The sequence below is a fragment of the Streptomyces sp. NPDC088354 genome (genome assembly GCF_044753585.1).
In the GTDB taxonomy this organism is placed as follows: Bacteria; Actinomycetota; Actinomycetes; order Streptomycetales; family Streptomycetaceae; genus Actinacidiphila.
Map to the genome: position 1 here is coordinate 1 of NZ_JBIVNJ010000046.1, position 16,581 is coordinate 16,581.

The 16,581-nt window shown below is 71.9% G+C and carries 19 protein-coding genes and 2 pseudogenes; 11 read left to right on the top strand and 10 right to left on the bottom strand.

Annotated elements, in window-relative coordinates:
- A pseudogene (locus ACIP98_RS36755) lies at nucleotides 1-199 on the top strand (histidine kinase); the annotation flags it as partial.
- Between the two features lie 3 nt (nucleotides 200-202).
- Here ACIP98_RS36755 and ACIP98_RS36760 read toward each other — a convergent pair.
- Together ACIP98_RS36760 and ACIP98_RS36765 are read right to left on the bottom strand one after the other, a co-directional pair.
- Nucleotides 203-1,180, bottom strand: a complete 978-nt coding sequence (locus tag ACIP98_RS36760) for an Acg family FMN-binding oxidoreductase (RefSeq protein ID WP_401980523.1) — start codon at nucleotides 1,178-1,180, stop codon at nucleotides 203-205.
- 101 nt (nucleotides 1,181-1,281) lie between these two features.
- Nucleotides 1,282-1,989: a response regulator transcription factor gene (locus ACIP98_RS36765; protein ID WP_319665162.1), complete on the bottom strand. Its 708-nt coding sequence runs from the start codon at nucleotides 1,987-1,989 to the stop codon at nucleotides 1,282-1,284.
- A gap of 191 nt (nucleotides 1,990-2,180) precedes the next feature.
- Between ACIP98_RS36765 and ACIP98_RS36770 the strand changes: the two genes are divergently transcribed.
- Nucleotides 2,181-2,756 carry a hypothetical protein gene (locus ACIP98_RS36770; protein WP_401980525.1) on the top strand — a complete coding sequence of 192 codons (576 nt, stop codon included), beginning with the start codon at nucleotides 2,181-2,183 and terminating at the stop codon, nucleotides 2,754-2,756.
- 35 nt (nucleotides 2,757-2,791) lie between these two features.
- Here the strand turns inward: ACIP98_RS36770 and ACIP98_RS36775 are convergent, their stop codons facing one another.
- A complete protein-coding gene (locus ACIP98_RS36775) occupies nucleotides 2,792-3,088 on the bottom strand; it encodes a universal stress protein (RefSeq protein ID WP_401980527.1) in 297 nt (98 codons plus the stop codon).
- A 41-nt stretch (nucleotides 3,089-3,129) separates the two neighbouring features.
- On the opposite strand from ACIP98_RS36775, the gene ACIP98_RS36780 reads away from it, so the two are divergent.
- Nucleotides 3,130-3,402 carry a cation transporting ATPase C-terminal domain-containing protein gene (locus ACIP98_RS36780; RefSeq protein ID WP_401980529.1) on the top strand — a complete coding sequence of 91 codons (273 nt, stop codon included), beginning with the start codon at nucleotides 3,130-3,132 and terminating at the stop codon, nucleotides 3,400-3,402.
- 89 nt (nucleotides 3,403-3,491) lie between these two features.
- Here the strand turns inward: ACIP98_RS36780 and ACIP98_RS36785 are convergent, their stop codons facing one another.
- From ACIP98_RS36785 to ACIP98_RS36795, 3 genes are read right to left on the bottom strand one after another with little or no spacing between them, the layout of a single operon-like run.
- Nucleotides 3,492-4,259, bottom strand: a complete 768-nt coding sequence (locus ACIP98_RS36785) for an FAD:protein FMN transferase (RefSeq protein ID WP_401980531.1) — start codon at nucleotides 4,257-4,259, stop codon at nucleotides 3,492-3,494.
- Nucleotides 4,252-4,698: an FMN-binding protein gene (locus ACIP98_RS36790; RefSeq protein ID WP_401980532.1), complete on the bottom strand. Its 447-nt coding sequence runs from the start codon at nucleotides 4,696-4,698 to the stop codon at nucleotides 4,252-4,254. Before ACIP98_RS36790 ends, ACIP98_RS36785 begins: the two co-directional genes overlap by 8 nt.
- Nucleotides 4,699-4,709: 11 nt before the next feature.
- Nucleotides 4,710-6,074, bottom strand: a complete 1,365-nt coding sequence (locus ACIP98_RS36795; protein ID WP_401980534.1) for a ferric reductase-like transmembrane domain-containing protein — start codon at nucleotides 6,072-6,074, stop codon at nucleotides 4,710-4,712.
- Nucleotides 6,075-6,231: 157 nt separating this feature from the next.
- Between ACIP98_RS36795 and ACIP98_RS36800 the strand changes: the two genes are divergently transcribed.
- Both ACIP98_RS36800 and ACIP98_RS36805 read left to right on the top strand, forming a co-directional pair.
- Nucleotides 6,232-6,969 carry a response regulator transcription factor gene (locus ACIP98_RS36800; RefSeq protein ID WP_319665173.1) on the top strand — a complete coding sequence of 246 codons (738 nt, stop codon included), beginning with the start codon at nucleotides 6,232-6,234 and terminating at the stop codon, nucleotides 6,967-6,969.
- Nucleotides 6,966-8,390, top strand: coding sequence for a HAMP domain-containing sensor histidine kinase (locus tag ACIP98_RS36805; RefSeq protein ID WP_319665175.1), 1,425 nt, complete (start codon nucleotides 6,966-6,968; stop codon nucleotides 8,388-8,390). The genes ACIP98_RS36800 and ACIP98_RS36805 overlap by 4 nt, the downstream gene beginning before the upstream one ends.
- 345 nt (nucleotides 8,391-8,735) lie before the next feature.
- Here the strand turns inward: ACIP98_RS36805 and ACIP98_RS36810 are convergent.
- From ACIP98_RS36810 to ACIP98_RS36820, 3 genes and pseudogenes are all read right to left on the bottom strand, one after another.
- Nucleotides 8,736-8,867: pseudogene (locus ACIP98_RS36810) on the bottom strand (cation-transporting P-type ATPase); the annotation flags it as partial.
- A 47-nt stretch (nucleotides 8,868-8,914) separates the two neighbouring features.
- Nucleotides 8,915-9,613, bottom strand: a complete 699-nt coding sequence (locus ACIP98_RS36815; protein WP_401980537.1) for a CBS domain-containing protein — start codon at nucleotides 9,611-9,613, stop codon at nucleotides 8,915-8,917.
- Between the two features lie 63 nt (nucleotides 9,614-9,676).
- On the bottom strand, nucleotides 9,677-10,354 hold the full coding sequence (locus tag ACIP98_RS36820; protein WP_401980540.1) for a CBS domain-containing protein: 678 nt from the start codon (nucleotides 10,352-10,354) through the stop codon (nucleotides 9,677-9,679).
- A 319-nt stretch (nucleotides 10,355-10,673) separates the two neighbouring features.
- On the opposite strand from ACIP98_RS36820, the gene ACIP98_RS36825 reads away from it, so the two are divergent.
- The gene (locus tag ACIP98_RS36825) at nucleotides 10,674-11,585 is read left to right on the top strand and encodes a universal stress protein (protein ID WP_319665182.1); all 912 of its coding nucleotides are present in this window, start codon (nucleotides 10,674-10,676) and stop codon (nucleotides 11,583-11,585) included.
- 62 nt (nucleotides 11,586-11,647) lie between these two features.
- On the opposite strand, the gene ACIP98_RS36830 is transcribed toward ACIP98_RS36825, so the two are convergent.
- On the bottom strand, nucleotides 11,648-12,523 hold the full coding sequence (locus ACIP98_RS36830; protein ID WP_319665184.1) for a universal stress protein: 876 nt from the start codon (nucleotides 12,521-12,523) through the stop codon (nucleotides 11,648-11,650).
- A 196-nt stretch (nucleotides 12,524-12,719) separates the two neighbouring features.
- Here ACIP98_RS36830 and ACIP98_RS36835 point away from each other — a divergent pair, with 196 nt between their 5' ends.
- The 5 genes from ACIP98_RS36835 (at nucleotide 12,720) to ppk2 (ending at nucleotide 16,323) form a co-directional block, all read left to right on the top strand.
- Complete coding sequence (locus ACIP98_RS36835; RefSeq protein ID WP_401980543.1) at nucleotides 12,720-13,406, top strand: CBS domain-containing protein; 687 nt, start codon at nucleotides 12,720-12,722, stop codon at nucleotides 13,404-13,406.
- 76 nt (nucleotides 13,407-13,482) lie between these two features.
- On the top strand, nucleotides 13,483-14,145 hold the full coding sequence (locus ACIP98_RS36840; protein ID WP_319665187.1) for a pyridoxamine 5'-phosphate oxidase family protein: 663 nt from the start codon (nucleotides 13,483-13,485) through the stop codon (nucleotides 14,143-14,145).
- 121 nt (nucleotides 14,146-14,266) lie between these two features.
- The gene (locus ACIP98_RS36845) at nucleotides 14,267-14,731 is read left to right on the top strand and encodes a Crp/Fnr family transcriptional regulator (RefSeq protein WP_401980545.1); all 465 of its coding nucleotides are present in this window, start codon (nucleotides 14,267-14,269) and stop codon (nucleotides 14,729-14,731) included.
- A 37-nt stretch (nucleotides 14,732-14,768) separates the two neighbouring features.
- Entirely contained in the window at nucleotides 14,769-15,401 is a 633-nt protein-coding gene (locus tag ACIP98_RS36850) for a CBS domain-containing protein (RefSeq protein ID WP_319665189.1), read from the top strand.
- A gap of 109 nt (nucleotides 15,402-15,510) precedes the next feature.
- Nucleotides 15,511-16,323 (top strand): polyphosphate kinase 2, encoded by an 813-nt coding sequence (gene ppk2, locus ACIP98_RS36855; RefSeq protein ID WP_319665190.1) that lies wholly within the window; start codon nucleotides 15,511-15,513, stop codon nucleotides 16,321-16,323.
- Nucleotides 16,324-16,581 lie beyond the last annotated feature (258 nt).

Sequence of the window (16,581 nt, forward strand, 5' to 3'; positions counted from 1 at the left end):
GGACGTGTCCCTGGTCGTCGCCGACGGCGAAGTCACCCTGACCGTGACGGACGACGGCGTGGGCATCCCCGACGGCGGACGCCGCAGCGGCCTGGACAACCTCTCCGAGCGGGCCCGTGCACTGGGCGGGTCGTTCACCGCCGGCACAGGCGCCGACGGCGGAGCGCTCCTGCGGTGGCGGGTACCGCTCGACAGGTAGTCGTCACCGCGGCCCCTCCAGGACCTCCGCTGCCGGCCTGCGGGGACTCGCCGGTCCCTCGGGACCGTAGCCGAGCCTGATGAGCATCTGGACGTGCACCGGTCCGCTGCCGGTACTGCGCAGCTCCCAGCGCAGGTCCGGCCACTCCAACGCCTGGTGCAGCAGCGACGCGCGCAGCCGGTGCGTCGTGGCGACCAGCAGCACGCGTTCCAGTGCCTGACCGGCCCGGAGCCAGTCTGCGGGCCGGTCGTCGGCGGTGGACAGGACGGCGATGAGCGGGCGCTGTTCGAAGGCGGCGGCGGGCACCTGGTTCTCGGGTCGAAGCGTGGAGAAGTCGCGGACCGGCAGCCGACCCGAGGAGTCCAGCGGGCCGAGGACTGCGGTCGGCAACCCGTCCCGCGCGCCGTCGCGGATCCAGCTGCGGCTTTCTGTCCGGCGCGCGGTGTCGGAGGCGTCTCGTCGTTCGGCTTCCGCGGTCAGCTCGAGCAGCCTCTCCGTCTCGTCCGCGTCCGGCAGGTGCAGCGCCGCGCCCTCGGTGTGCGCTGCGTCCGTCAGCTCGGCGAGGACGGGTCCCGCAGGCCGGTGGGCCGAGAACGGGAAGCGGCTGCTGTGCCGGCGCCACAGCGCCTGATACAGGTCCCCGCGGTGCTCCGGAGCGGCGCGGGGTGGACCGGCCAGGCGTACGGAGGCCAGCAGGTCCGGCTGTGCCGGCACCGGCAGCAGCCGGACGACCGGTTCCCAGCCGAGGTGTGCGCTCGCGACCCGCAGATTGAACACCGCGGCGCCGACGGACAGATGCACGGCCCGGCCCATCGGGTCGGCCTCCCTCAGCCCCCGCTCCCCCACGGCCCGCACCAAGAGCGTGGCGGTCTCCGGCTCCAGCCGGAAACGCCACGGCTGGCTGTTGTGGAACGACGGTGCGGCTACCGCGGCGGAGATCAGTTTCTCCAGGGCCACCGCGTCGATGACCGAAGTCGGCATGGCACTCTCCCTCCAGCCGGAACCTGTCTCAAGGTTCCGGCCGGGCCGTGCCGGGCGGGAGGGGCCGACCGGACCGGAGCGAGGGGCCACGTGGCCCGATCTCAAGGACGGGGTGCGGTGCCCCCCGTGCCCGTGCCCTGGTGCTGAGTGGCGAGGACGGCGGCCTGGATGCGGCGTTCGACGCCGAGTTTCGCGAGCAGCCGGGAAATGTGGTTCTTCACGGTCTTCTCCGACAGGAACAGCCGGCTGCCGATCTGGCGGTTCGTCAGGCCCTCACCGATGAGTTCGAGAATCTCCCGTTCCCGCGGGGACAGTGCGGCCAGCGTCACGTCCTCCTGGCTGGTGCCGGGGTCCTCCTGGTGGCGCAGACTACTCATCAAACGAGCGGTGGTGGCCGGATCGAGCATCGACTGGCCGGAAGCCACTGTCCGCACGGCGGACATCAGGTCGGCCCCCTTGATCTGCTTGAGGACATAGCCCGCCGCACCGGCCATGATGGCGTCCAGCAGCGCGTCGTCGTCGTCGAACGAAGTCAGCATCAGGCAGGCCAGTCCCGGCAGGCGGGAACGCAGTTCACGGCAGACCGCGATGCCGTCCCCGTCCGGGAGACGCACGTCGAGGACCGCCACATCGGGGCGCAGGGCCGGCCCGCGGGCCAGTGCGTGGTCCACCGAGCCCGCCTCTCCGACCACCTCGATGTCCGGCTCCGCGTCGAGCAGGTCGTGCAGACCGCGGCGCACCACCTCGTGGTCGTCGACCAGGAACACTCTGATCGGCGTCTGTGGTGTGAACTCCCGTGCACCGGTCATCCCGGCCCCCTGCCCTGTGTGGCGTTCCGTCCCGACGATCGTCGCCCATGAGCCGTACGCACACCAGGGCCGAACGGGCCCATGAAATGCGGGGATCGACCCGCACGGCCCCTGGGCCCTGCCTCTTCGGCCCCTGCCGCGTTCGGCCGGCCCCGTGCGATCGTCGCGGTACGAGACAAGGGGGCGTGGCCATGGACGCGACGACGGTGCTCTGGCATCAGCGGCGGAATCCGCTTCGGCGCCGATCGGACGTTCTCGCAGCGTGGACGGGGGTCACGGCGGCCTTTCTGACAGCCGTCGGAGCACCGGCGGTAGGCGCGGTCACCGCGTTCCGCGCGGAGGACTCCGCACTCCGGCAGGGACAGGACATGCGTCGGGTCGCCGCCGTGGTGACCAAGGACGCCGCCCATGCCGTGCCGAACGCCTACACGGGCTCCCGGGGCAAGGTCGAAGCACCCGTGCGATGGGCCGCTCCCGATGGCTCGGTGCACACCGGAAGCGCCCGGGTGGACTCGGACAGCCCGGCAGGTTCGATCACCACTGTCTGGGTTGACCGGGGCGGGCGGATCCACGAGGTGGCCCCGCCGACTCCCGGGCAGGCGCGCGTACAGGGGGTGGTGTCGGGAATCCACGGCGCCGTGGGAACGGGTGCGTTGCTCCTGGCGGGCCGTTGGGCAGTACGGCTGCGGATCGACCGGCGTCGCGCCGATGCCTGGGACCGGGAGTGGTCGCAGGTCGAACCTTCCTGGGCACACCGCCAGGCCTGAGCGCTCCAGCCGGGATGTGCCACCGGTAGCGGCATTCAGCCGATCGGAATGAGAACCACGGGGCAGTGCGCGTGATGGAGCACCGCGTGTGTCTCGGGGCCCATGCGCATTCCCAGTGGGTCGCCTTGCCGCCGGGCGCCGACGACCAGCACGTCCGCTGACCGGCTCGCCTCGACCAGAGCGGCGGCGGCCGGACCGGAGACGGTGTGGACCCGCACCGCGACGTCGGGGAACTGCTCGGCCCGCTCGGCCGTCGCGAACCGGGCGAGGTCCTCGTGCTGACGGGCCTGGGCCGGCACGTCCTGCCGCGGTGAGACCGGCCACTGCCCCATCCTCAGCAGCGGGCGGGTCCACGTGTGGACCACCCTCAGGCGTGCGCCGCGGCGGTCTTCCTCGTCTCGGCGCCACCCAGCTGGGCATCGCCCTGGCGTCCCGGGCTCGTCACGGTTCGCTGGACAACCCCTTCCTGCTGGTGGCCGTCACCACCGCGCTCGCGCTGCAGATCGCCGGTGTCTGCCTGCCCCCGCTGCGTGTGCTGCTGGGCACGGACCCCGTCTCGGCGGGGGACCTGGCCATCGCCTGCAGCCTGTCCGTCCTGGGATACCTGGTGATGCGCCTCCAGACGCGGCTGCTCCCGGCCCGCTGAACGAACCCGGGCCCCGCGGGGCCTGCGGCGAGCGGCCGCTGTACCGCCGGGCGGCCGGGACCCGGGCGGACTGCACGCGGCAGCGCCGCTCAGGAGGCGAGCCGGTCGAATCCCGAGGTGCGCCAGGTACGGCCGTCGGGCAGGACGGCGAGTGCCTCGTACCCGGCCAGCGATTCCAGCCAGTCGCGGGATTCCTCACCCCGTGCGAAGGCCGCGGTCGCGTAGGCGTCGGTCATCGTCAGGCGGGATCCGACGACGGTGACCGAGGCGAGCCCCGCGGCGGGAGAGCCGTCGTGGGGATCGAGGATGTGGGCGCCGCGTTCCGCGGTGCCCGAGGTGGCGACGGCCAGGTCTCCGTTCGCGATCACGACCGTTGCCAGCGCAGCGGGATGCAGCGGATGGGCGACGCCGATGCGCCACGGTGTTCCGGGAGCGGCCTGGCCGCGGACCTGGATGTCACCGCCGCCGTTGACGCAGGTGTGGCGTGCGCCGGCTTCGTGGAGCAGCCGGGAGGCGTTCTCGGTGGCCCAGCCCTTGACGATGCCCGAGGGGTCGAGGGTGCCGTCCGCCACGGCGCTGAACCAGCCCTCGGTGTCGCGGTTCGCCCGGGCGCACAGCGAGAGCACCTCGTGAACCTCCGACGGGCAGTCGGCCAGGCGGATCTCATCGCGGCCGAGCCTGCTGACGGCGCTGTCGTGCCGGTACGTGGAGAACACCGCGTCCACGGTGTGCAGGTGGCGGACCGCGTCGCCGAGGGCACGGTGGATCGCGGTCGTGGGCCTGTCCCGGATGTCGAAGGAGAAGACGGTGCCCATGACGTGCTCGACGTGTCGCAGACCCTGCTCAGTGTCACGCACGGGCCTGGTCCAGAGCGCTCTGCAGGGACTGGATGTAACCCTGGCTGGTGTAGCTGGCGCCGGACACCGCGTCGATGTGGGCGCTTTGGGCGCCCAGTGCCTCCTGCGTCAGGCGCGGCAGGGCGTAGGAGGCGATCTGCTGGTCCCGGCCGTTCTCGTCGGGTGCCTGCAGGACCCGGACGGCGGTGATCTTCCCTCTGGTGAGGGTGGCGGCCACCTGGACCGTCCCGTAGCGCGTGTCGATGGGAGTACCGGTGAAGGTGCCGCTGGTGGCAGCGCTCCCGCCCGAGGCCGCCTGTCGTCCGGACGGCGGTGAGGAAGAGGTCGGCGAGGGGGCCGCCGGAGCTTCTGCCAGAGGGGCCGGATGATGGGGCTTGAGGGAGAGCAGCGCAACGATCAGGGCGCTGGTCCCGGTCGTGGTGAGGACGGCTCGGCGCACGGCGGTACTCCTCAGAACGCGAACAACTCGTGGTGGATGCGGCGCGCCGGCACACCGGCCTCGCGCAGGGCCCGGACAGCGGCTTCCGCCATGGGCGGCGGGCCGCAGAGGTAGACGTCGTGGTCGGCCAGGTCGGGTACGAGGCCGTTCAGCCCCTGTGCCGTCAGGGGCGAGGAGAACCGTTCCGGGGTGTCGACGACGTAGTGGACGGTCGCGCGACGGCGCTCGGCTATCGCATCGAGTTCGCCGCGCAGCGCGAGGTCTTCGGGGCGGCGTGCCCGGTAGACCAGGGTCACCTGGCCCGGCAGGGTCTCGAACAGGGCCCGCAGAGGTGTGATGCCGACGCCGCCCGCCAGCAGCAGCACCTTGGCCGCGGTGCGGCGGTTCGCGGTGAAGCCGCCGTAGGGGCCTTCCGCCCAGACGCGGGTGCCGGGGGTCAGCCGGGCCAGTGCCCGGCTGTGGCCGCCTGCCGCCTTCACGGTGATGCGCAGGTGCCGCGGGTGGGCGGGGGCGGACAGGGAGTACGGGTTGGCGGTCCACCACAGGCCGCGGGTGAGGAAGCGCCAGCGCAGGAACTGCCCCGGTACGCCGCCCAGTTCGTCCAGGTGCTCACCGCCGAGGTGGACGGACACGACGCCCGGCGCCTCCGGCCGGACCGCGACGACCCTGAGCCTGTGGCGCAGCCCGCGCCGGACGGGCACGGCGAATCGGTACCAGGCGACCATGGCGGCGACAGAGAGGTACAGCGCGTACCAGGCGGCCTGGGCGGCCCGGTCGCCGACGAAGTCCGCACCGTTGGAGAGCTGGTGGCCGAAGGAGAGGAAGACCGCCAGGTAGGTGAGGAAATGCAGGTAGTGCCAGGTCTCGTAGCTCATCCTCCGGCGGGCCGCACGGGCGGAGAGGACCGCTGTGGCGAGGAACAGCAGAAAACCGGCGGTGCCCTTGAGCAGGTCGGGATAGTCCAGGACCAAGGTCGTGGTCTGCCCCACGAGGGAGCTGTGCGAGGCCAGGGAGTAGCCCCAGATGATCAGCAGGGTGTGGGCCAGGGCCAGCGACACGGTGCAGCGACCGCCCCACGCGTGCCAGCGGGCGAGCCGGTCGGTACCGACACCGTGGTCCAGGAGCGGGACCCGGGCCATCAGGGCGAGCAGGACCGCGCATGCGTATCCGGCGAGGAGCCCGGTGATGCGGCCGGCACCGGTCAGCCAGCCCGCCGGGCCGACGACGGAGGAGGTGTCGCTCCACCACAGCGCCAGGGTCCCGGCGGCGCCCGCCCAGATGACGAGCGGCGCGAGCACCGGGACGACGCTGCGAGGCGGCCGCCGGTGCTGCACGTGGCGGCCCTCGTATGCGGCACTCGTGGATGTCGTGGCCATGGAGTTCCCTGGGGCTCGATCGGGTGTCGGCGCGCCCAGCATCACCACCGAACCTCTGCGTACCCTCTGAACGGGGAGCCACAGCGACGTTTCAGAGGGAACTCAGAGGCTTCCCCCGCCGACAGGGGGGCGGCTCACGAGAGATCCTGGACGGACCATGGAAGAACGCAGTACGCCGCCCCCCGCCCTGCGACGTCCCGACGGCAGCCCGGTGCGGATTCTGGTCGTCGACGACGAACCCGATGTCACCGACGTGCTGTCCGGTGTCCTGACCGTCGAGGGCTGGGAGGTCCGCACGGCCGCCGACGGGGCGTCGGCACTGGCCGCGGCCCGGCAGTTCCGCCCCGATGCGGTGATCCTGGACTGGATGCTCCCCGACGCCGACGGCCTGCAGGTCCTGCGCGAACTGCGACGCGACGCGCACCGCGTGTGCGTGCTGTTCCTGACCGCCCGCGACGCGATCGAGGACCGCGTCGCCGGGATCACCGCCGGCGGTGACGACTACGTGACCAAGCCCTACAGCCTGGAGGAGGTCCTCGCCCGGCTGCGCGGCCTGCTGCGCCGGGCCGGCATGACCGCGGAAGCCGACGCCGGCCTGCTCGTGGTCGGCGATCTCACGATGGACGAGGAGGCCAGGGAGGTCCGCCGCGGGGGGACGGCGGTCGATCTGTCCCGTACCGAGTTCGAACTCCTGCGGTTCCTCATGCGCAATCCGCGCCGTGTGCTGTCCAAGGCCCAGATCCTCGACCGGGTCTGGGCCTACGACTTCGGCGGCCGGGCTCACGTCGTCGAGCTCTACATCAGCTACCTGCGCAAGAAGATCGACACGGGACGCCCCCCGATGATCCACACCGTTCGCGGGGTGGGCTACGTCCTCAAGCCGGAGACGCCATGAGACGGCTCCCTCCGCGTACCCTGCGCGGTCAGCTCACCGCCGGTCTCCTCGTCCTGCTCGCCGTCGCCTGCCTGACCGTCGGCGTCACCACCGTCCTCGCCCTCCGCGGATTCCTGGTGGGGCGGCTCGACGAGCAGCTCACGGCGGCCGACGGCCGCTTCGCCGCCAGCCTGGAGCACGAGAGGGCCCCCGACGCGGACAACCGGCCGGACACCCGGGGACAGGCCGACGCCACCTTCGGTGCCCGGCTGCTCGACGGCGTCGTCACCCAGGCCGCGGTGGTCGACGACACGACGGACCGACCCCTCACGCTCCTCCCCGGTGACCGTCGCGCCCTCGCCCGCATCCCGGTCGACGGGACAGGCCACAGCATCCGCCTCTCCCCCCTGGGCGGCTACCGGGTCGTAGCGGTTCAGGGCGACGACAACGACATCCTCCTCACGGGGCTCCCCCTGCACCCCGTGGAGGCGACGCTGCACCGGCTCGAAGCCGTCGAGGCCGGGGTGTTCGGCGCTGCGCTCCTCGCCACGGGCATCGCGGGGGCGCTGTGGGTGCGGGTCTCGCTGCGCCCCCTGCGCAAGGTCACCGAACAGGCGACGGGCGTCGCGCGGCTGCCCCTGGCCGACGGCGACGTCGCCATGCCCGAGCCCCTCCCGGACTCCGACCCGCGCACCGAGGTCGGACAGGTCTCGGTCGCACTCAACCAGATGCTCGGACACGTCGAGGACGCCCTGGTTCGCCGCCAGGCCAGTGAGGAACGCCTGCGGCACTTCGCCGCCGACGCCAGTCACGAACTGCGCACCCCCGTCGCCAACATCCGCGGCCACGCGGAGCTCGCTCTGCGCCGGCACGGCCCCGTGCCCGCCGACATCCGCCACGCCCTGGAACGCATCCAGTCCGAGTCCCACCGTATGTCCCGCCTCGTCGACGACCTCCTGCTCCTGGCCCGGCTCGACGCGGGACGCCCCCTGGAACACGAGGACGTCGACCTGACCCTGCTCGTCCTGGACGCCACCCACGACGCCCGCGCCGCGAGCCCCGGCCACCGCTGGCTCCTGGACCTCCCCGAGGAACCCGTCACCGTGACCGGCGACGCCCACCGCCTGCAGCAGGCGGTCGGCAACCTGCTTGCGAACGCCCGCACCCACACCCCGCCCGGCACCCAGGTGACGGTCGCCCTCACCTCGGACGAGGGCGGTGCCTGCCTGACCGTCAGTGACGACGGACCGGGCATCCCCGAGGACCTCCTGCCCGAGGTCTTCACCCGTTTCGTCCGCGCCGATCAGGCGCGCTCGCGCAGTACCGGCAGTACCGGACTCGGGCTCGCCATCGTCCAGGCCGTCGTCACCGCCCACCAGGGCACCGTCCACGTCAGCAGCCGCCCAGGACACACCGCGTTCCGCGTGGTACTCCGCACATGAGCCGGCAGACCGGGCGCCGCGTTGTGGAGGGCGCCGGCCCGGGCTTCCACCAGTCGGCAGTGGTCGGCAGTCGGCGGGTACCGCGTCGCCCGCGTCCAGGACCAGTACGTCACAGGGCACCAGTTCCCGTACGGGCACCACCTCGCGCTCGCCGTCCCGCAGCGCGGTACAGGTGTGCCGGACCATCGCTCGCAGGGACTCCGCCGTGCGCTTCGCCGAGTACTCCCGGGTGAAGCCGATCACCGCGTCGAGCAGCACCACTCCTACGATGGCCAGGGCGAGTTGGAGCGCCCCACGGTCGTGGGGGCTCTGCAGTCCGTATGCCAGGAACGTGATGACCAAGGCGATGAGCAGCACGATCGCGCACAGGTCCGTGAACCGGGCCGGCAGCCGGCGCCACAGGCCTCGACCAGCCGTCGCGGGCATTTCGTTCGGACCGTACCGCCGCAGGCGGCCCGTCGCCTCGGCGACCCCCAGTCAGCGGAGGCGCCGTCGTGGCCACGCCGGGGGCGTTCTCCCGACGCTCAGCTGCGAAGCGAGCCCTCGGCGATTTCGTGGACATGGGGCGCGACGGACCGTCGTTGTGTGTCGTCCAGCCGGTACGTGAGCCGGTTCACCACGGCGACGACACCGTCTATACGGCGCGTCAGACCCTCGGCAAGAGGGATCTCACTGCGGCGCTCCAGCCGGCCCTCAAGGATGACGACCCCGCCCTGGACGCTCACCGCGAGGGCATCCGGACCGAGCCACAGGGCTCGGATCGCCACCTCGTCGACCACTTCGGCACGGATGTCGGCGTCGGGGCGCAGGAACATCTGGAGCAGGTCCCCGCGGGTCACGATGCCGACGAGGCGGTCCTCCTCGTCGACCACGGGCAAGCGGTTGACCTTGTGTTCGGCCAGGGCACGGGCCGCGACGGCGACGGCATCGGTCGCACGGACGGTGACGGCCGGTGCGGACATCAGCTGCCCTGCGGTGCGATCGTGGAGGCCGGCGGCGCCGGACCGTGCGGACTGCTGACGGGCGGAGCCCTGGGGCTCGGCCTGCCGCGCCGTCAGGTCGGTCTCGGAGACGACCCCCAGCACCTTGTCGTCGTCGTCCACCACGGGCATGCCGCTCACCCCATACCTGCCGAGCAGTGCGGCAATGTCCCTGAACGGGGTTTCGGCCCGCACGCTGACGACATCCGGGGTCATGACGTGCCCGGTCTTGCGGAGCCTCATCGTCATCTCCTTCCGGCCGCGACGGCGCGGCCTCAGGCGGGGCGGCCCCCTCACTGTCTCGGTTCAGCGTGGAGCGGCCGCCGGCCTGGTGGTGTCGTCGGCCTTGAAACCGAGACGCGCCCGGACGTCCACGACGCCGTCCACTCCACGGCACAGCTGCGTCACGACGGGGATGAGGCTCCTGCGGTCCACCACGCCGTCCAGCGACACCTTCCCGTCGGTCACCGTCACGGCGACAGCTCCCGGGGCCAGACCGAGAGTCCTCACCAGCACGTCACCGGTGATCTCCTCGAGGATCGCGTGGTCCCTGCGCAGGAACAGCTGCAGCAGGTCCGTGCGGCTCACCACCCCCACGAGCCGACCCGCCTCGTCCACCACCGGCAGCCGCTTGACGTTGTGGCGTTCCATGACCCGTGCCGCCTCCACGACCGACCACTCGGACCGTGCGACGACCACCGGGCTGCTCATCAGACCTTCCGCGGTGGTGGCGTCGATGCGGGCACGGTCCTGGGGCCGCGGGTGCGGGGGCGGCAGCAGGCCGGCCGGGTCGAGCAGCCCCGCCTCCTTGCGCAGCAGATCGGCCTCCGACACCACCCCCACGGGTCGTCCGTCGTCGTCGACCACGGGTACGGCGGTGATCTCGTGCTCCGTGAGCTGCTTCGCGATGTCCTTGAACGACGTGTCCCTGCGTACTGACACGACGCCCTTGGTCATCAGGTCGCCGACGTTGCGGTGATGCATCGTCTCCGCCTCCTGCCTGTAGCCCGTGCCCGCCCTCTGCGGGCTCTGCGGTGTTGCACCTCCACTGTCGAACCGTGTGCGGGGTCCCGGCATGGGCCAGTGGGGCCACGGGAGTCGGCCGAGCGGCCCACCAGAGCGGGCGGCAGCCGGCTGCTCGGCGTGCACGCCGGGTCCTGAAGCCCGCTCCATGGGCCGCCCGGCCCCGGAGACGGGACCAGCGGCCCCTGCCCGGCCCCCGACGGTGCCCGGGAACCTGAACCCGTCAGACCTTCCCCTCGAACCCGGGTCGCCTGTGCGCCGGTTCATCAGGAGGCACTTCATGTCCCTTGCCATCACCGCGGGAGTCGACGGATCGCCCGCCGGCCTGGCCGCCGCGGACTGGGCCGCCCGCGAGGCCCGGCTCCGAGGCCTTCCCCTGGTCCTCGTACACGTCCACGACTGGCAACCGCGGGCGTACACCTACGCGCCCCTGGCCGGTGGGATCGCTCCGCTGGACGCCGGGACGCAAGCCCACTGGGCGGAGCGCACTCTGCGGGACGCCGCCACGGATCTCGGGCGCCGCCATCCGGGCCTGGAGATCTCCACCCGGCACCTGGGCGGGGAGCCCGCCGCGGTGCTGGCCGCCACCGCGCAGGAGTCGGAACTGCTGGTGCTCGGCTCGCGTGGCCTCGGCCCGGTGACCGGCTTCCTCGTCGGCTCGGTGGCCTCCGCCACGGTCGCCCGCGCCGCCCGCCCGGTCGTCCTGGTGCGGGCCGGCGGCACCGAGGGAGACCCCACGAGCGGCCGCTCCGATGCGGCGGCGTCACGCGACGTGGTGCTGGGACTGGATCTGACCCGTCCGAGCGAAGAGCTGGTCTCCTTCGCTTTCGAGGCCGCTTCACTGCGCCGGGTCCCCCTGCGTGTCGTGCACGGCTGGAACCTGCCGCCTGCGTACGGCTATGACGCCGGGGCCGCCTACGCGGAGCTGCAGAAGGAGATCGCCGTCACGGAGGCGGGCGCTCTGGCGCAGGCACTGCTCGGATGGCGGGAGAAGTACCCGTCGGTGGCGGTGTCCGAGCACTCCCTCCTCGGAGGTGCCGTACCGCTCCTGCTGGACGCCGCGGCAGACGCCTGCCTCGTCGTGGTGGGCCGTCGTATCCGCCGGTCCGCTGCGGGCATGCACGTCGGTCCTGTCGCGCACGCGATGCTGCACCACTGCGCCGTCCCCGTGGCGGTGGTCCCGCACGCCTGACACGGCCGCCGCGTATGGGCACGCCTCTCACGGCCCGGCGGAAAGGGTCGGGCCGTCAGAGCTCAGGCTTGGTCGGGAACGACGGCCACGGGGCACGGTGCGTGATGCAGCACGGCATGGTTCACCGGCCCCAACTGCAGTCCGACGGGACTGCGACGGCGCCGCGCGCCCACGACCAGCAGGCCGGCGCCTCCGGCGGCATCCAGCAGCGACGGGCGTGCACGCCCCTCGGGCATCAGGCGTTCGACGGGCACGTCCGGGAAATCAGCCGTCGGCCGCCTCAGAGCCTGGTCCAGCCGTTCCACGGCCACGGCGTGATCCTTGTGGGCGGCCGAATCCCGCCATCCCTCCCAGTCGGGGCCCACGCCGTGCGGCGTCCTCCAGGCATGGACGGCCAGGACGCCCCAGCCGCGCAGTCGCGCTTCGGTGAAGGCGAACACGCAGGCGGCATCCCCTGACCCACCAGCTGGATCGATGCCCAGGGTGATCCACGGCCTGCCCCCCGGATCGGCACCGTCGCCGCGGATCACGACGACCGGGCAGGTCGCCTTCGCCGCCACCGTCAGACCGACCGAACCCAGCAGTTGAGAGGCGAACTCGCCACGCCCGCGGCTGCCGACCACGATGGCGGCGGCCTGGTGACTCAAGTGCAGCAGTGCTTCCTCCGCCTCCTCGGCCAGGACCTCGCGCGTGACCTCGATCTCCGGCCGGCGCAGCAGCGCGCGTTGCCCGGCCGACGCCAGGATGCGCTCGGTCATGCCCCGCTCGGTTGTACGGCCCGCCCCGAGGGACGGCGCGGATCCTTCGTAGCGCTCCCAGAGGGAGGCGTACACGATGCGCAGTTCCGAACCGCGCAGGGCCGCTTCATCGGCGGCCCAGTCCACGGCGATGAGCGCGGCATCGGAGCCGTCCGTGCCCACGACCAGGGGAAGCGGCATGATCGCCACCGCCTTTCTCCGGCTTTCGCCCTTTTGTCAGTTTCGGGATCGGCAGTCCCCGGAGACAGGGGTTGCCCGGCCCTGCCCGGGGTCCGGTCGGCCGGAGTACGGGTCCTACCGGCCCATGCGCCGCCCCACCGGAACGAGGGAGAGTGATGGCGAGGGACGGAGGACGGAGGACGGAGAGGAGACAGTGATGTGGCACCGAAACGTCAGTGACCTGATGACGACGCCCGCGGTGAGCGCGCGGCCGGACACGGCCTTCAAGGAGATCGCGAAACTCCTCGCGGAACACGACGTCACGGCGCTCCCGGTCGTGGACCGCGACGATCGTCCCGTGGGGGTCGTCTCCGAGGCGGACCTGATGCGCAAGGCGGCCGGGCAACGCGATCCGGCCGACCTCATGCCGCCGTTGTACGCCTCGCCCGCGGACCGCGCGAAGGCGGAAGCCGTCACCGCCGGCGAACTCATGACGAGCCCGGCCGTCACGGCCCGGCCCGAGTGGACCGTGGTGGAAGCCGCCCGGACGATGGAGCAGCACCGGGTGAAGCGCCTGGCCGTGGTCGACGAGGTCGGCTGCCTGGCCGGGGTGCTGAGCAGGTCGGACCTGCTCAGGGTGTTCCTCCGGCAGGACCGTGCGATCCGCGACGAGATCAACTCCGAGGTGATGGGCCGTGCCTTGCGGCTGTCGCCCCTGGCGGTCACGGTGCACGTGGTCGACGGCCGCGTGACCCTGGAGGGGACGATCGAGCGGCGGAGTCTGATTCCCGTCCTGGTCGCGCTGTGCAGCGGCGTCGACGGGGTCGTCGACGTCCGTGAGCACCTGCGGTACCACGAGGACGACTCCAGCCGTCCCGCGCCGACTCACCGCCAGCCCGCCTGACCCACGGGGCTCCTCCCGTCGCGGCGCCGTTCATCCCCGGCGACTGGCGACCGCTGAGCAACAGAGAGGCATGATCATGACCGGCAACACCACGTCCCATGCCCGCGGCGACATCGGCCGGCGGGTCGCCCGGCGCCGTGAGGAACTGGGGCTGTCACGCGACGAGGTCGCCCTCAGCGCCGGCCTCTCCACCGGCTACCTGCGTTTCCTCGAGGAGGAGGCCACGGCGGCTCCCGCCATGGGAACGCTGCGCGGCCTTGCGGCGGCGTTGAGCACCACGGTCGTCGCACTCAACGGAGGCGAGGCGGATCTTCCCCCCGGACTGGGACAGGCTTCCGCGCACCCGCGCTTCCTGGAACTCGAACCCGACGAGTGCCGGGAACTGCTGGGCACTCACGGTGTGGGTCGTGTCGTCACGTTCGCCGACGACGGTGTGGCGGTGCTGCCGGTCAACTACAGCATCGTGGGACAGGCCATCGTGTTCCGGACGGCGACCGGGTCCGCACCCGCCGCCGTAGCGGGCACCGATGTCACCTTCGAGGTGGACAGTGTCGACGAGGCCCTGAGCCAGGGCTGGAGCGTCCTGGCACGCGGCCACGCCCGTGCCGTGGCGGGCAGGCAGGCGGAGGAACTGGAACGGCTGGCCTACACCGGCCCCTGGCCCGGCAGGGACGACCGCGACCTGTGGATACGCATCGACGTGAACGACCTCACCGGGCGTCGCATCGAAGTCCCGTGACAAACCGGCCCGACACCCGGCGAGCCGGGCAGAGCCGCACGGACCGCGGTAGGGGCCTGCGGGACCGGAACAGGAAACGCCCGTACCGGCCGCAGGGCCACGGAAACACTCGGAGGCAGTCATGACCACCAGCCGCACGACCGGGCTCCTCGACGCGTTGCCGCCGACTGCCCGCGGGCGCCTGACCGAACTGTCCCGCGAGGTCGACTTCCCCGAGCGGACCCGTGTCTTCGAAGAGGGGCAGCGAGCGGACCGCTTCTGGGTCATCCGGACCGGCTCCGTCTCCCTCGATCTGCATGTGCCCGGCAGGCGCGCCGCGGTCGTCGCAACACTGGGACCGGGCGATCTGCTCGGCTGCTCCTGGCTCTTCCCCCCGTACACCTGGCACTTGGGAGCTCAGACCCAGAGCCCCGTCCGGGCGCTGGAGTTCGACGCGACGATCGTGCGGGCACTGTGCGAGGCCGACGCCGAATTCGGCCGTGATGTCGCGCGGCGCGTCGCGGAGATCGTCGCGCATCGGCTGCAGGGCGCCCGCACACGTCTCCTCGACCTCTACGCCCCCTACGGGAGCGGCCAACGCGGATGACCGCCGGGGCGCGTCCCCGCGGCGGAAGGAGGATCTCGTGCACGGGAGCCCGCACATCGTGAGCGACGTCATGACACAGACGGTGGTGGCCGTCGCCCGTGGTGCTTCGTTCAAGGAAATCGTCGAGACGATGGCGAAATGGAAGGTGAGCGCCGTCCCGGTGCTGGAAGGTGATGGCCGGGTGATCGGTGTGGTCTCGGAAGCCGACCTGCTGTCCAAGGAGGAGTACCGCGACAGCGATCCGACCCGGGCCGAGCAGATGCGCCATCTGGCCGAGATCGCCAAGGCCGGAGCGGTGACCGCCGAGGAGTTGATGAGCGCTCCAGCGGTGTGCGTACGCGCCGACACCACGCTCGCCCAAGCCGCACGGGCCATGGCACAGCGCCGGGTCAAGCGCCTGCCGGTGACCGACGGCGAGGGCATTTTGTGCGGCGTGGTCAGCCGGGGCGACCTGCTGAAGGTCTTCCTGCGGCCCGACGAGGACATCGCGGAGGAGGTGCGCCGTGAGGTGGTGGCCTATCTGTTCCCCGGACAACCGTCGCCGGTGCGCGCGGATGTGAAGGAAGGCGTCGTCCGCTTCAGCGGTACGCCACGCGACACGGCCCTTGTGCCCGTCGCCGCCCGCCTGGCCCGCGCCGTGGAGGGCGTCGTGGACGTCGAGTGGGACTGAGGGGAGGGTTCTCGGCCACAACCACTCCGCCGATCAGGCCACGGACGGCCGCGCCGCGAAGCGTCCGCCGCACGAAGTGAGCGTTCCAGGAAAGCGAGGGCACCGGGAGATGGGTGACAAGAAGCGGCAGGGCCGCCTGTCCCTGGGCGCCTACGAGCGGGAACTCTTGCGCCTGCAAGTCGAGTTGGTCAAGTTGCAGGAATGGGTGCGGGCCGAGGGCCACCGGCTCGTCGTCGTCTTCGAGGGCCGCGACGCGGCGGGGAAGGGCAGCACGATCAAGCGGGTCACGGCCCATCTCAACCCGCGCATCGCGCGCATTGCCGCCCTCCCGGCACCGACCGAACGTGAAAGCACGCAGTGGTACTTCCAGCGGTACGTCGACCACCTGCCGGCGGCCGGGGAGATCGTGCTGTTCGACCGCAGCTGGTACAACCGTGCCGGTGTCGAGCACGTCATGGGCTTCTGTACCCCCCAGGAGCACGCGCGCTTCCTCCACCAGTGCCCGATCTTCGAGCGGCTGCTGATCGAGGACGGCATTCTGCTGCGCAAGTACTGGTTCTCCGTCAGTGACGCCGTCCAGGAACAGCGCTTCAGGGCCAGGCTGGACGACCCGACCCGCCGCTGGAAGCTGTCGGGTATGGATCTGGAGTCCATCACGCGCTGGGAGGCGTACTCACGTGCCAAGGACGAGATGTTCGTGCACACCGACATCCCCGAGGCCCCCTGGTACGTCGTCGAGAGCGACGACAAACGCGCGGCGCGCATCAACATGATCGCGCATCTCTTGTCGAGCATCCCCTACGAGGAGGTTCCGCTGTCTGCCATCGAACTGCCGCAGAGGCCGCCTTCGACGGGCTATCAGCGTCCGCCGCGCGACTTGCAGACGTTCGTGCCGGACCACGCGGCCGGCCTGTGCGAGTAGGGCTCGCGGGCACGATCCGCCGACGTGTCGACGGCGTACCGCGCACCGGAGACGCACCGCCGCAAGGAACATCGGCGGCACGCCGTGAGCGCGCTGGGAACCGGACCGCGTCCCGCAGCGGGCATCCCGCGCCGTTCATGCTCCACGGCGGCACGGCCACGGCTGTGGCCCCCGCTGCCACGGCCCTGCCGTTGGGCCTGGCAGATCTCGACGGGGTCGGCACCCCCGAAGCCGTCTTCGCGTTTACCGCGGGAGCCA

Bases quoted from the DNA above. Each gene is read 5' to 3' on its own strand.
- ACIP98_RS36795 (WP_401980534.1), bottom strand. From the start codon at position 6,074: ATGGCCACGACATCCACGAGTGCCGCATACGAGGGCCGCCACGTGCAG.
- ACIP98_RS36820 (WP_401980540.1), bottom strand. From the start codon at position 10,354: ATGCATCACCGCAACGTCGGCGACCTGATGACCAAGGGCGTCGTGTCA.
- ACIP98_RS36840 (WP_319665187.1), top strand. From the start codon at position 13,483: ATGACCGGCAACACCACGTCCCATGCCCGCGGCGACATCGGCCGGCGG.
- ACIP98_RS36770 (WP_401980525.1), top strand. From the start codon at position 2,181: ATGGACGCGACGACGGTGCTCTGGCATCAGCGGCGGAATCCGCTTCGG.
- ACIP98_RS36815 (WP_401980537.1), bottom strand. From the start codon at position 9,613: ATGAGGCTCCGCAAGACCGGGCACGTCATGACCCCGGATGTCGTCAGC.
- ACIP98_RS36830 (WP_319665184.1), bottom strand. From the start codon at position 12,523: ATGCCGCTTCCCCTGGTCGTGGGCACGGACGGCTCCGATGCCGCGCTC.
- ACIP98_RS36845 (WP_401980545.1), top strand. From the start codon at position 14,267: ATGACCACCAGCCGCACGACCGGGCTCCTCGACGCGTTGCCGCCGACT.
- ppk2 (WP_319665190.1), top strand. From the start codon at position 15,511: ATGGGTGACAAGAAGCGGCAGGGCCGCCTGTCCCTGGGCGCCTACGAG.
- ACIP98_RS36765 (WP_319665162.1), bottom strand. From the start codon at position 1,989: ATGACCGGTGCACGGGAGTTCACACCACAGACGCCGATCAGAGTGTTC.
- ACIP98_RS36805 (WP_319665175.1), top strand. From the start codon at position 6,966: ATGAGACGGCTCCCTCCGCGTACCCTGCGCGGTCAGCTCACCGCCGGT.
- ACIP98_RS36835 (WP_401980543.1), top strand. From the start codon at position 12,720: ATGTGGCACCGAAACGTCAGTGACCTGATGACGACGCCCGCGGTGAGC.
- ACIP98_RS36825 (WP_319665182.1), top strand. From the start codon at position 10,674: ATGTCCCTTGCCATCACCGCGGGAGTCGACGGATCGCCCGCCGGCCTG.
- ACIP98_RS36800 (WP_319665173.1), top strand. From the start codon at position 6,232: ATGGAAGAACGCAGTACGCCGCCCCCCGCCCTGCGACGTCCCGACGGC.
- ACIP98_RS36775 (WP_401980527.1), bottom strand. From the start codon at position 3,088: ATGGGGCAGTGGCCGGTCTCACCGCGGCAGGACGTGCCGGCCCAGGCC.
- ACIP98_RS36760 (WP_401980523.1), bottom strand. From the start codon at position 1,180: ATGCCGACTTCGGTCATCGACGCGGTGGCCCTGGAGAAACTGATCTCC.